Annotated in this window: 12 protein-coding genes; 9 read left to right on the forward strand and 3 right to left on the reverse strand. The window is 46.2% G+C overall.

All coding sequences use genetic code 11. The features are described 5' to 3' along the window. Positions 1-43: 43 nt before the first annotated feature. Entirely contained in the window at positions 44-1,249 is a 1,206-nt protein-coding gene (locus GC098_RS33415) for an MFS transporter (protein WP_171648338.1), read from the reverse strand. 136 nt (positions 1,250-1,385) lie between these two features. On the opposite strand from GC098_RS33415, the gene GC098_RS33420 reads away from it, so the two are divergent. The 8 genes from GC098_RS33420 (at position 1,386) to GC098_RS33455 (ending at position 10,326) form a co-directional block, all read left to right on the forward strand. Further along, complete coding sequence (locus tag GC098_RS33420) at positions 1,386-3,323, forward strand: vWA domain-containing protein (protein ID WP_171648340.1); 1,938 nt, start codon at positions 1,386-1,388, stop codon at positions 3,321-3,323. Further along, positions 3,307-6,177 carry a VWA domain-containing protein gene (locus tag GC098_RS41385; RefSeq protein ID WP_171648342.1) on the forward strand — a complete coding sequence of 957 codons (2,871 nt, stop codon included), beginning with the start codon at positions 3,307-3,309 and terminating at the stop codon, positions 6,175-6,177. The genes GC098_RS33420 and GC098_RS41385 overlap by 17 nt, the downstream gene beginning before the upstream one ends. Before the next feature lie 100 nt (positions 6,178-6,277). Further along, positions 6,278-6,760, forward strand: a complete 483-nt coding sequence (locus GC098_RS33430) for a hypothetical protein (RefSeq protein ID WP_171648344.1) — start codon at positions 6,278-6,280, stop codon at positions 6,758-6,760. 164 nt (positions 6,761-6,924) lie between these two features. Then, positions 6,925-8,766: a translational GTPase TypA gene (gene typA, locus GC098_RS33435; RefSeq protein ID WP_171648346.1), complete on the forward strand. Its 1,842-nt coding sequence runs from the start codon at positions 6,925-6,927 to the stop codon at positions 8,764-8,766. Between the two features lie 131 nt (positions 8,767-8,897). Next, positions 8,898-9,173, forward strand: coding sequence for a YlaH-like family protein (locus GC098_RS33440; RefSeq protein ID WP_171649060.1), 276 nt, complete (start codon positions 8,898-8,900; stop codon positions 9,171-9,173). 115 nt (positions 9,174-9,288) lie between these two features. Continuing rightward, positions 9,289-9,720 carry a hypothetical protein gene (locus GC098_RS33445; protein WP_171648348.1) on the forward strand — a complete coding sequence of 144 codons (432 nt, stop codon included), beginning with the start codon at positions 9,289-9,291 and terminating at the stop codon, positions 9,718-9,720. A gap of 1 nt (position 9,721) precedes the next feature. Beyond that, positions 9,722-10,003, forward strand: a complete 282-nt coding sequence (locus GC098_RS33450; protein ID WP_171648350.1) for a hypothetical protein — start codon at positions 9,722-9,724, stop codon at positions 10,001-10,003. A 179-nt stretch (positions 10,004-10,182) separates the two neighbouring features. Continuing rightward, positions 10,183-10,326, forward strand: coding sequence for a hypothetical protein (locus GC098_RS33455; protein ID WP_171648352.1), 144 nt, complete (start codon positions 10,183-10,185; stop codon positions 10,324-10,326). 40 nt (positions 10,327-10,366) lie between these two features. Here GC098_RS33455 and GC098_RS33460 read toward each other — a convergent pair whose 3' ends face one another. Beyond that, positions 10,367-10,912, reverse strand: coding sequence for a YhcN/YlaJ family sporulation lipoprotein (locus GC098_RS33460; protein ID WP_171648354.1), 546 nt, complete (start codon positions 10,910-10,912; stop codon positions 10,367-10,369). A 113-nt stretch (positions 10,913-11,025) separates the two neighbouring features. On the opposite strand from GC098_RS33460, the gene GC098_RS33465 reads away from it, so the two are divergent. Next, positions 11,026-12,357, forward strand: a complete 1,332-nt coding sequence (locus tag GC098_RS33465; RefSeq protein ID WP_171648356.1) for a PhoH family protein — start codon at positions 11,026-11,028, stop codon at positions 12,355-12,357. Positions 12,358-12,411: 54 nt separating this feature from the next. Here GC098_RS33465 and GC098_RS33470 read toward each other — a convergent pair whose 3' ends face one another. Continuing rightward, entirely contained in the window at positions 12,412-12,900 is a 489-nt protein-coding gene (locus GC098_RS33470) for a hypothetical protein (protein WP_171648358.1), read from the reverse strand. Between the last annotated feature and the right edge of the window lie 33 nt (positions 12,901-12,933).

The raw sequence follows: 12,933 nt of genomic DNA on the forward strand, positions 1-12,933 counted from the left end.
ACGATCGGTCAAAATGTTATCCGATAAGGTTACGAGAAGCATGCTAGTGCTGTGCCACCTGAACGCCTCGTCGAGCTTGCCAAAAGCACCATCCATAAATAAGGATGAAAACAAGAATAAGCACAGTCGAGTAACGGTACATCAACGCATAACTCCCGCTTATGTTAGCGAGAGCTCCCAAAACCATCGCTCCTAATCCAATGCCGAGATCATTGGCCGAGAAGAAGGTTCCGTTGGCTGCGCCGCGGCGATTTGGCGCAGCACGTGCGATGGTCCAAGCCTGCAATGCTGGCTGCAAGGATCCGAAGCCAATGCCATAGCATATCGCTGCTGCGGCCAAACTGGCCTCTGAGTGAGCATAAGAAAGAAGCAGGAGACCAGCAAGGGTAAAGAGAGCGCCGGGTAGGAGCACCCATTCGGGTCCTTTTCGATCAAAAAGCATACCGGTAATTGGCCTTACTATGAGCACCATGGAGGCATTGCATAGGAAGAACCAACCGACATTCGAAATGCCGGCTTCGTGGCCGAACAGCGTAATAAAGGTCACAATTCCTCCATAACAAATTGCTGTACATAGCAATAAACCGGAGGGAAGCATTGCGGTTCGTTCCCATAAGCGATCCATAAGCTTCGGCCTTTGAGCCGACTTTTCGACAGGCATCGGCTTGGTATAGGTAATAAAAAGAGAACTAAACAAGGAAAGCAGTGCTAAACATGTTGAGATTAAAAGCACACGGGGGAAGCCATAGGTTTGCATCAACCACAGTCCTGTAAGTGGTGCAAGCGCCATAGCGAATGTGTTGGACAACCCGTAATAACCCATACCTTCTCCACGGCGCTCAGCTGGAATGATGTCGGCTATAACCGTTCCTAAGGAGGTTGTGGACATACCCCAACCGATCCCATGAACAAAGCGTGCAGCAAGAATAAGCGTAACAGCAGCCATATAGGTGTAACCGGCAATGGTTAGCGCGCAGATTGCGAGTCCAACCAGAAGTACATGTTTTCTTCCGAACAAATCTAGCGCTCGCCCAGCAAAAGGGCGGGTAAGCAGTGAAGAAATCGTGAATATGCCAATGACGAGACCGACTTGAATATCATTACCGCCTAATTGCGACACATGTGTAGGTATCGTTGGTATGAGCATTTGAAAACTAAAGAAAAGCAGTAAGTTGGATAGAGATGTAATTAGAAAAGCTTTGGTCCAAAGCGGTTTTCGCTTCTTTTCATCTACGCATAACGGTTCCATGTTACCTCCCATGTTGTCCATAAGCAAACCTATTTGACAGGGGAAAAACGGGCTGCACGCGTAGTAGTATGCCCATGCTAGAGAATTTGAACGCAAGATAAAGCGATGTCCTTCGCTCTTGGAAAGGTGAGTGCTTATGCATTTCGCATCGTTAAGCGGGTTATGGTTCTCGCTTTCAATCCCCTTTATCCTGGTGCTTTATTTGTTAAAACGACGTTATATCGATACAGAAGTATCTAGTCATATGCTCTGGCGGCGTATTCTTCGTGAGCAGGAGGCCAATCGGCCATGGCAGCGTCTAAGCCGACAATTATTACTCCTGCTTCAGCTGCTTGCAGCGTTATTACTTGTGCTTGCCTTGATGCAGCCGTTTATCCGTGGTCAGCAAACAGCGAAATCACATATTTTTTTCGTGTTAGATGCTTCAGCGAGTATGCAAACATCAACGGATCATGGGACTAGATTAGAAGAAGCGAAGCAAGGTATCTTAACTTACGCACGCGAAGAAGCCCAGAATCGTAGCTATTCGCTTTTAATCATAAAGGATCAACCAGAATTGCTTCTACAACGAGAATCAAAACTGTCCTCATTACAAGCCGCTTTGAATAAGGTTGCTCCCTTTTACGGCAAAACGAATGTACAGGAAGCCTTGTCTCTAGCCTCTGCTCTAACGAGGGAAGAATTCGATGGGGAAGTACGCATTTATACGGACAGCCAGTGGGTCGATAACGCCGAAGGGATTACCTTTTCAATCCCAGTCAGTATCCAGGAGCCTGAGATTCAGAGACGAGCAGGTGATGAAGTCACCAACCAGCCTGAGAATGTGGCAATTACTCAATTCGGTGTTAAAGCAGTTCAGGATGCTGCGGAATTTAAGGCTGTTGCCGTATTGAAAAATTGGGGGGCTACGAGTGTTTCTGTAAAAGCAACGCTTTACGCGGATTCGCAAGCAGTTCGAACGGATTCCGTAAACCTTAAGGGAGGCGAGCAAAAGTCAATCTACGTAGATAAGCTGGTACGGGCTGATGTATACAAGCTGCAGCTTGAAGGAAAAGATGTTTTGGAAGCTGATAATACCGCTTATGCCTTTCCTGAAGGGACTGGTCGAGTCCAAGCAGCTTATGTTGGCGAAGGTAACCTTTTCTTAGAAAAAGCACTCACATTGGCAAAGACGGATATTCTTCATGTACAAAAAAGCAATGACGGAACCTACCCACCGCCCTTAGGGCCTACTCCTGACCTAATTATTGTAGATGGTGTGACTGAATCAGCTTTAAAATCAGATGTCTGGCAGCGTCTATTTTCGTCCAAACCAGTTTGGCGGTTTGCTTCCGCTGCAAAGTCTGACTTAGCGCCTCAACAAACGATTTCAGCATCACCTTTTTCGATAGTGGATCACCCGATCACGCGTTACATTCGACTGCAGGACGTGAACGTTGCTATGGCTCAGACTAGATCGCTAAAGCCATGGGAGAAAGCCATCATTTCGTCAGCATCCGTACCACTTGTTCTTGCAGGTACAGAAGAAGGTATACCAAATCTGACATTTACGTTCTCGCTTGAGCAATCGGATCTTGCGCTGCGCTCGGAATTTCCCATTCTCGTTCAAAATGCTGTTGCTTGGTTGACCCAGCACCATGGTGGCAATCTTGGTCGTATTACAGCTGGGGATCGAAAAGAAATTGTTCTTCATCCGGAAGCGACGAAGGCGATCTGGAAAACAACCATGGAAGGTGTTAAAGAGGAAGAGGCAGAACGAAATGGAGACGCGTTATCCAGTATGCAAACTGCGCCTAAGCTTCCAGGTCTTTATGAATTTGTTGAATACAATACAGGTGGACAAATCGTACAAACTCGTCTGCTTGAAGTTGTTATGGATCCCAGGGAATCCAATGTGAATGGGAAAATAGAAAACAAGGTGGTCTTCAAACCAGGTAGTGAAGTCGATGCCAGTATAGATCGAGCTAAAGATATCTCATTAAGTAATACGATGTTAAATCCTTGGCTTATCGTGATCTTGCTTATGCTGCTAGTTCTGGAATGGGAGGTGTATCGACGTGGGCATTCAGTTTGAATATTTGCCCGTCTTGCTGCTGATTCTACTTCTTCCTTTTTATGTGGGCTGGTTGTGGAAAAGCTTACACCGTCTTCAAGGCGGGCGAAAGAAGCTTGTTGTTTCTCTGAGAGCCTCTGTAATCATTCTTCTGATCTTCGCCCTTGCGGAAACCCAACTTTATACAAAGCTAAATCACAAAAGCATCGTATTCACGATAGATCGATCAGACAGTGTGAAGGAAGAATTGAGGGAAGCTCAGTGGATTCGCGAAGCAGTCAAAGCACGTTCTTCTGAAAAGGACGAGGCGGGGGTCGTTTCGATGGCACTGAAAGCTTCGATAGAGAAGTCCATGGATGCCAGAGAGGTGAATGGATTTCAGTTTACAGCCCAAACGAACACGCAATTTTCCGATATTGCCTCGGGCTTGCAGCTTGCTTCAGGTTTATTTATGAACGGAAAATCCGGGCGCATTATTTTGATGTCAGATGGTGAAGAAAATGTGGGTGACCTGTTGCGTCAAGGTAAGCTGCTGCGCGACCGTGGTATCCAAGTAGATGTTGTCCCTCTCGCTGCCAAAGAGCACAAAGACGCCTCCGTTGAAGCAATTCGAGTTCCAGATAAGTTGTATCAGGCAGAAGCCTATACGTTGGAGGTAGTCATCCGTTCTACAAGTACAGAGGCGGCTCAATTAAGGGTTTTTGAAGACAATCGCGAAATGACAGCTGGGTCGGTTCAACTGAATAAGGGGGAAAACAGATTCGCCTTTCAATCGCTTGCCAAGGAACCGGGTTTTCATCGGTATCGAGCGGAAGTGTACTTGGAAGGGGATGAGCAATCGGCCAATAATGCGCATTATGCATTTAGTAAAGTAGAAGGTCCTCCGAAAGTACTTATTGTTGAAGGGAAGGTAGGTATCTCCAAAAATGTGGAGGGGGCGCTGCAATCCGCACTTATCCCATTTGAAACGATTGGACCTGAGCTGCTTTCCAATGATTTTGTAACGTATACCAGTTATGAAAGTATTATTTTAAACAATGTTGCTGCTACTCAAATACCACAATTGAAAATGGAAATGATAGAGCAGGCTGTCCGAGATTACAGTGTTGGGTTGGTCATGCTTGGTGGAGATAACAGCTTTGGATTGGGAGGTTATTTCAAAACGCCTATCGAGCGTGCTCTCCCTGTGTATATGGACCTGCGCGGGAAGCGGGAGATACCATCACTCGGTATTGTACTTGTTATGGATAAATCGGGCAGTATGTCAGGTGAAAAAATGAAGCTGGCTCAGGAAGCCGCGTCGCGAACAGTCGACTTACTCAGGGAAAAAGATACTCTTGGGGTACTTGGATTCGATTCTTCCCCGCAATGGTATGTAGAACCGCAGAAGCTAAGTGATAAATCAGGCGTCATCCAAAAGATTAATGCAATACCCGCTGATGGCGGAACGGAGATTTATACAGCGGTAGAGGAAGCATTCGCCAAGCTTTCCAAGGTGGATGCCCAGCGTAAGCATATTATTTTGTTGACAGACGGACAGTCCTCCACGACTCAGAGCTATGAAGCATTGACCGCCGATATGCAAAAAGAGAATATCACGATGTCCACTGTGGCCATCGGAACCGATGCGGATCAATCGCTGCTGAAGCAGCTAGCTGATTTGGCGAAGGGGAGGTATTACGCGGCTGTGGATCAGACGACAATCCCGGCGATTTTTAGCCGAGAAGCGGTGCTGATATCACGAACTTATGTGGTTAACCAACCTTTCGTACCGGCTTTGGCGGGAGGAACAGACTGGCATACCTTGTTGGGGCAAGGGCTGCCTTCGCTAAACGGATACATTGCCACAACCCTTAAAGAGGCTGCTGAGGTGGTACTCACAAGCCCGGAACCTGATCCTATTCTAGCGAGATGGCAGTATGGTTCTGGGCGAACTGTCGCATGGACTAGCGATGTGACAGGAGCGTGGTCAGCGAACTGGGTAACGTGGCCAGCCTTTTCACAAGTGCTTACTGGAATGATAAAGTGGACGTTTCCGCAATTTCAATCGTCTCCACTTGAGCTTAACGGGCATTTGGTCGGTCAAGAGTTGACCTTAGAGGCCAAAAGTGGAAATAACATACTTGACGGTTCACATGGTGAACAAGGAGAACTTCGAGCTATTGTTACGGATGAATCTCTCGGATCGCAAGAAATCCATTTTACGTCCACAGCACCTGGTGAGTATTCAGCACAGGTATCTGTGGATAAGTCTGGCGTCTATATCGCCAAGACTGAATTGCTCGCAGCCGGCAGCGAAGAGGGTACCGAGAAGCGGGTCGTCGGCAGCTCAACGTCCGGCTTCGTGATTCCATATTCTCCAGAATATCGGATCACGGACGGACAAGGCCTCAGCAAGCTCCAGCAACTTGCTGAGCTTACAGGCGGACGGATGCTCTCGCTAGAGCATCCGGAGGAAGCCTTCGCCTTCGCTTCTGCCGCGCAGAAGCGACTGACACCCATCAGCGAGTACTTGCTGATGGCGGCGCTCGCTCTGCTGCTGTTGGACATCGCAGCGCGGCGCTTGGCTCTGCCGCCCGGCCTATGGGCCCGGGCGTTCGCTTGGAGGCGGGTCGCTCCAGCAGGCCCGCCACAGCAGACGGAGACGCCACTGGCGCGTCTCCGCGAGCGCAAGCAGCTTGCGGAGCACAAGCTGCAGCGCAAGACCGAGCGCTCTGCCGCAGGCAGCGCTCCGTCACCGGCCGTGGCTGCGCCGCCGCGGCCTCCCGCGGAGCAGCGCGAAGCTGCTCCGGAGCCCTCACCCCCAGCGGCGAGTAATGCGCCGCCGGACAGCATGAGCCGTTTGCTCGAAGCCAAACGGCGAGGCCGCAAATAGCGCCAAACATCTAGCAATTTCTCGCCAGGTACGATAAACTATTTGTTGAAGGGTGTCGAAGTTGATCCCTTAGTGACAAGTGAATTAGGAGGGGATTTGAATGGCTAGAAATAGCTACTCCATTGGTATCCTGTTAATTGGCCTGGCCGCCCTATTGCTTCTTGGTAAATTAGGTTTTTTCCATGTTCTTCTTTCGTTCTTTTGGCCGCTAGTCTTACTCATTCCTGGGCTGCTGTTCCACGTATTCTTTTTTAAGCGGTCACTGCCCACAGGCGTTCTTGTACCTGGAGGTATATTAACGACTTACGCAATAATGTTCTTTTATTGCAATATATTTGGTTGGGGGTCAATGAGCTATTTATGGCCGGGATTCATTCTTGGTGTAGCCATCGGATTGTATGAGATGCACCTTTTCGATCGTGGAAGTGATCGTGGTGTTTTGATAGGTGCTATGGTGTTGGGAATCATTTCAGCTGTATTTTTCGGGTTAACTCTACTAATTCATTTAGGGATCTATGTAATCGCTTTGATCCTTGTGGTAGCTGGACTTGTCATGATTTTCCGCAAGCGAAATGTGTGGTAATTTCAGGTATTTACTTGTAAAAGTTTTATGTAGAGCCGCATTTACCTTGCATAATGTCGAGAAACTGCGTATAATAAGTGTAAATGTCAAGCGTCGGCGCTTTCGTCCGACGCTTGTTTTATGAACAGAGACGAAAATTATAGGGTAGAGAGGGTTTGACATTCATGCACGCAAGAGACAAGATTCGCAATATTGCAATTATCGCACACGTTGACCACGGTAAAACGACACTCGTAGATAAATTACTTCAACAATCCGGAACATTCCGCGATAACGAGGCTATTCAAGAAAGAGCGATGGACTCCAACGATCTCGAGAGAGAACGCGGTATTACCATTCTTGCAAAAAATACAGCAATTAATTATAAAGACTACCTGATTAACATTGTGGATACACCTGGACATGCCGATTTCGGTGGTGAAGTAGAGCGTATCATGAAAATGGTAGACGGCGTTTTGTTGGTTGTTGATGCTTTCGAAGGCACCATGCCACAAACGAAGTTCGTTCTGCGTAAAGCATTAGAAAGCAACCTTTCTCCAGTTGTTGTTGTTAACAAAATTGACCGTCCAAACGCTCGTCCTCAAGAAGTTGTTGACGAAGTTCTTGACCTTTTCATTGAACTAGGTGCTACGGATGAGCAGCTTGATTTCCACGTTGTATATGCTTCCGCATTACAAGGTACATCAAGTCTTGATGCTGAGAAACAAGATGACAACATGGAAGCTATTTATGAAACAATAGTTAGTCACATCCCAGCTCCAACAGAAGATGTTGATCAACCGCTTCAGTTCCTTGTTACATTGATGGATTACAATGAGTACTTGGGTCGTATCGGCGTAGGCCGTGTGAACCGTGGTAAAATCCGTCAAGGTCAGACTGTTGCTGTTATGACGCGTGAAGGCGGTCAGAAACAAGCAAGAATCGAGAAACTCTTCGGCTTCACAGGCTTGAAACGTATTGAGATCGAAGAAGCAGCTGCAGGGGACATTATTGCCATTGCAGGTATCAAAGATATCAATATTGGTGAAACGGTAGCAGATCCTGCGAATCCGGAAGCATTGCCAGTCCTGAAAATTGATGAGCCAACGCTGCAAATGACATTTATCGTAAATAACTCACCATTCGCAGGGCGCGAAGGGAAATGGGTAACTTCCCGTAAAATTCGCGAGCGTCTTTACAAAGAACTTGAAACAGATGTTAGTTTGCGCGTTGAAGATACGGATAGCCCGGATGCTTTCGTTGTATCAGGCCGCGGTGAGCTTCACTTAGGTATTTTGATTGAAAACATGCGCCGTGAAGGCTTTGAATTGCAAGTTTCCAAACCAGAAGTTATCATTCGTCAAATCGACGGTCAAAAAATGGAGCCGATTGAGCGTTTAATCATCGACGTTCCAGAAGACAGCATGGGTTCCGTTATGGAGAGCTTAGGTTCCCGTAAAGCCGAGATGGTCAACATGATCAACAACGGCAGCGGTAACGTTCGTCTTGAGTTTTTAATCCCTGCACGTGGTTTGATCGGTTACAGAACGAACTTCTTAACGTTGACTCGCGGCTACGGTATTATGAACCATGCTTTTGACAGCTATGGTCCATACCAAGGAGCTGGTGTTGGCGGACGTCACGAAGGCGTACTTGTTTCCAGCGAATCTGGCGTATCTACTTTGTACGGAATCCTTTCCGTTGAAGATCGCGGTATCTTGTTCGTTCATCCACAAACGGAAGTTTACGAAGGCATGGTTGTTGGTGAGCATACGCGCGACAATGATATCATCGTTAACATCTGTAAGGAAAAAGCGGTAAACAACATCCGTTCCGCAAACAAAGAAGAAACAGTAAAAATGAAAACTCCTCGCATGTACTCTTTGGAGCAAGCGCTTGAGTATTTGAACGATGATGAATATTGTGAAATCACTCCGAAATCCGTTCGTATTCGTAAAAAGATTTTGAACAAAAGCGAGCGCGAGCGTGCTGAGAAACACCGCAAAACAGCTGAAGCTAACGTGTAATTCACAAAGTGTTCTAAATATGGGAAATGTGGGCTATAATGCCGCATTTCCCTTTATTTATTTGTAATTTTGAGGGATAATGATAATTGACTTTACTTTTTGAATGAAATGGAGTGTATGTTTTGACTGCCTTGAACGAGTGGTTTGGAAATCACCTGTACATCACTTATCTGTTAATCTTTATATTTATGTCTTATGTGTATAACAAAGTTTTCAAGACGCGTAAATTGCCGGTTCTCAAGACAGCTATCATCTATGTCCTGCTGGCCATTGGATCGGTTATGCTGCTTGTTTTTCAAATTGTAGGACTACCTATCGTGCTCTGCCTGACTGTTGCCATATCGTTAATGTTTCTGGTGCGTATTCGTTATTTCATCGAGAAAAGAAGCGGCAATAGACCAACTTAATAAGGAATAAGGAATAAGGAATAAGGAATATGCTTACAATGTTAGTTTTTCTAAAGTAAAACTCAAGTTAAGCTTACGAAGCAAGTTTTCTCACGAAAACTTTTAGGAGGGGCAAATGACTCGATACTGGTTAACTCCGATAGTGGGCTATTCTCCTTTGGTGTTGGGGGCTGATCGTTTGGACTGCTCTCCGCTCGCGAAACTAGAAGCTTTCCGTGAATTGGCGAATGGGAGACACCCCAGATTGCTATCTATGTTTAAAGCTAGTCTGCTGTTGAGTGACGATGAAGAGATATGTGGTTCAGAGCTCGTAGAACTTGATTTAGCGCGTTCTGATGCCATTGTATTTAATGGTGACCCGTTTCATTTATCTCATTGTGCAGAAGCCTTTCTAGATCGTCTCCTGAAGCGAAAGGAAGCTTTGGAATTGGTGTCATCGCTTAATGACAGCGCTTTAGATGCCCAGCATATCATTTGGAAAAATCAATGGCTTCGTTGGCTGGAATTAGGCTGCGATGTTATTTTACTTAGAGAGGATGGGCGTTAAAATGAAACTGCAAGACGCCTTTTTTAATTGGCTGCAAATGCATATTGTAAGTCAAGCAAGACCGGATGACGAAGCGGCCAAAGAGACGCTTGATTTTTTTGCGCTTATTTTGCGTGAAGATCATAGGGTCAGTCATATGGAAATTGTGGACGAATCGGATCGGATGAAAATTCATATCGCCTATGAACAAGAAAGTATCAAGAGTAAACAAAGTTTTGATCGTGAAGCGGCGGAAAAGCTGCTTGATGATATTAATTCGAATCCGATTTACAATAATCAATAGACGTTCATGTTGACGACATAACTTTTTTAAACCGACGTACACTAAGGTATATCTGGCTGAAAAAGGAGTGTTCTCATGATTTGAAAATAGATACATAAGGGTGGAACGCTTGCCACCGGCTATGCTATACTGTAAGTGTAAGGAGCGTTTTCAACCACCTAGCAGGAGGCGCAAACGATATGGCTGAACACAACACAGCTTTAACGAAGCAATGGATGGATCGCGCCCAAATGATGACCGAGCCTGAATATGAGAAAACTTGTGTAAGCCGAGTCACTGTGAATCCAGTCGGCCGAGTTTTTGATGCGATAAAAAAAGCCTAGATCTGCGTATGCAGTCAGGCTTTTTGTTATCTTCGGTGGATTAAGGGTTCGGAATTTCCGCCTGATTCGCACCTTTAGGTCCCGCATTGTCTGGCATATTGCGAATATCGCGCGGCAGCTGAGGCATTACACGGCCCATGATATCTGCCATTTGCTCAGCGAATCCGGTAATCGGTCTTCCTGCTTGGATGTTATCCCGAATGTTGCGTAAGCGTTGATCTAAGTCCAAATCTGCGGTAACAATGGCATTAACTCCGTATGGGTCTTTCTTGAGCGCTTCAGCTACCGAGTACTTGACGGTGCCGACTTTGGCTCGATCCAAATCTTTCTTAATGTTGATGCCGACAACTGCGGTATTACCGAAGACGACGCAGTGTGCGCTTTCAACCTGAGGGACGCTTGTGGCTAAGTTTTCCAAACGTTCTGCAACAGCCTTAGAATCTTTTATCTCGAGCTTTTGTGGGGCGATTTGTTGAACTTTTACTTGATTTTGATTCGGATTTTGAGAGGGGGCACCACTTTTCGGCGCTTGACTACAGCCAGCCGCGAGGGTCAGTATTACTATAACTACGCACAATAGTCTCACTTGAATCGTTCCTTTCTTTCCTGAATCTCGCGTTTAGTTTGTCCGGCACAGCTAGGTTGTATGTATTTCATATAACCAATGATCTAACGCCAAATCTGGGAGGGGACACACCAATGAAAAAAATTTACGTGTTGGATACCAATGTTCTGCTTCAGGACCCTAATGCTTTATTCGCGTTCGAAGATAATGAAGTAGTCATACCCGCCGTGGTGTTGGAGGAAATCGATTCTAAGAAACGAAATGCGGACGAAATAGGCCGTAATGCGAGACATGTTTCGAGGTTGCTGGATGGACTAAGGACCAAAGGTAACTTGTCCGATGGCATCACACTTGATCATGGCGGCAGCATTAAAGTGGAACTCAACCATCGCAGCTTCGCGAAGCTGCAGGATACATTTGCAGAATTAACGAACGATAACCGAATTCTCGCGGTCGCGCTCAACTATCATCTAGAAGAGCAGGCTAATGAATTTCCGAGACCTGTCGTTATCGTGAGTAAAGATACATTAGTTCGTATTAAAGCAGATGTCCTCGGTATACCAGCACAGGATTATTTAACCGATCGCATTGTTGCACAAACGGATATGTACACTGGATATATAACGCTATTTGTACATCCTTCTATCATTGATGAGTTTTATTCTTATCGTTTCTTGACAGTGACATCGCTTAATTTGGGCTATATGCTGCATCCTCACGAATTTGTCATTTTGCGGGATGAGCTGGGTTCTTCCAAATCAGCTTTATTGAAAGTGACGCCCGATGCCAAAAAGCTGGAGCCGCTCTACATGAGTAATGATCCCATTTGGGGGATTGCCGCGCGTAACGCGCAGCAACGAATGGCTCTTGAGCTCCTGCTCAATGACGACATCCCGCTCGTCACCCTGACTGGGAAAGCGGGTACAGGTAAGACGTTGCTCACGTTAGCTGCGGGCCTTATGAAGATTGAGGATGATCGTAAATATAAAAAATTGCTAATTGCTCGACCTGTTGTTCCAATGGGCAAGGATATTGGTTATCTGCCTGGTGAAAAAGATGAAAAGCTGCGTCCCTGGATGCAGCCGATCTATGATAATTTGGAATATTTATTCGATACCAAAAAACCGGGAGATATTGAAAAAATACTAGCGGGTCTCGGTAGTATTCAAGTCGAAGCTCTGACGTACATTCGCGGACGCTCGATTCCTGGCCAATTCATCATTATTGATGAGGCGCAGAACTTATCTAAGCATGAGGTGAAAACGATCGTTTCCCGCGTGGGAGAGGGCAGTAAAATTGTACTTCTAGGTGATCCAGACCAAATCGATCATCCATATCTCGATGCATCGAGTAATGGATTAACTTATGTGGTTGAACGCTTCAAGCAGGAAGGTATTAGTGGGCATATCACTCTTGAGCGTGGTGAACGCTCACATCTAGCGCAATTAGCAGCCGATCTGCTCTGATAAATTCAAAAAGCCCACACTCCCGATAAGGGGATGTGGGCTTCTTTGTTTGTTCTAAGGCAGCATCTCGATGTGGCATCGATAAGCTTTGGCAATACCCTGCATGAGCTCTTCGAGCTGCCGATCCACGACGTACACAGTACGATCCTGAGCTTGGTACTGAGCGAGCAAGTGCTCTTCGATCTGAAGGGCAGCTTGGTCGACTTCAGCTTGGGGGCTATCTGCCGTAAATCGGAATTGTACGACAAGCTTATCGTATAAATAATTGTGCTCTGCGCGGCTTGTAAAACCATAATCGCTAAATAGATCCGTCAATTCAGCGTCATCCGGCAGCAGCCGAAGTTGCATCAGGTTCGTCTCAATATTGAAATGAGCCATAACATCGAGCGCTGCAAGCTGTTGTTCTTCATTCCTGACAATAAGCATTTCTTTGTCGCGGTCAAATAATTCAACTTTACCTGCGAGAGATTTAACGATTTGCGCGTAAAAACCAGGTATTTTTCCTTCGGGCAGATCCATCATCAGACCAATTTTCGGTTCCATTCGTAGTCCTCACTTTACTTCGTTATCCTCTGC

The sequence above is a fragment of the Paenibacillus phytorum genome (genome assembly GCF_013141715.1).
In the GTDB taxonomy this organism is placed as follows: Bacteria; Bacillota; Bacilli; order Paenibacillales; family NBRC-103111; genus Paenibacillus_E; species Paenibacillus_E phytorum.

Coding starts and splice junctions, on each gene's coding strand:
- GC098_RS33470 (WP_171648358.1), bottom strand. CDS start 12,900: ATGGAACCGAAAATTGGTCTGATGATGGATCTGCCCGAAGGAAAAATA.
- GC098_RS33430 (WP_171648344.1), top strand. CDS start 6,278: ATGGCTAGAAATAGCTACTCCATTGGTATCCTGTTAATTGGCCTGGCC.
- GC098_RS33420 (WP_171648340.1), top strand. CDS start 1,386: ATGCATTTCGCATCGTTAAGCGGGTTATGGTTCTCGCTTTCAATCCCC.
- typA (WP_171648346.1), top strand. CDS start 6,925: ATGCACGCAAGAGACAAGATTCGCAATATTGCAATTATCGCACACGTT.
- GC098_RS33455 (WP_171648352.1), top strand. CDS start 10,183: ATGGCTGAACACAACACAGCTTTAACGAAGCAATGGATGGATCGCGCC.
- GC098_RS33450 (WP_171648350.1), top strand. CDS start 9,722: ATGAAACTGCAAGACGCCTTTTTTAATTGGCTGCAAATGCATATTGTA.
- GC098_RS33465 (WP_171648356.1), top strand. CDS start 11,026: ATGAAAAAAATTTACGTGTTGGATACCAATGTTCTGCTTCAGGACCCT.
- GC098_RS33415 (WP_171648338.1), bottom strand. CDS start 1,249: ATGGAACCGTTATGCGTAGATGAAAAGAAGCGAAAACCGCTTTGGACC.
- GC098_RS33445 (WP_171648348.1), top strand. CDS start 9,289: ATGACTCGATACTGGTTAACTCCGATAGTGGGCTATTCTCCTTTGGTG.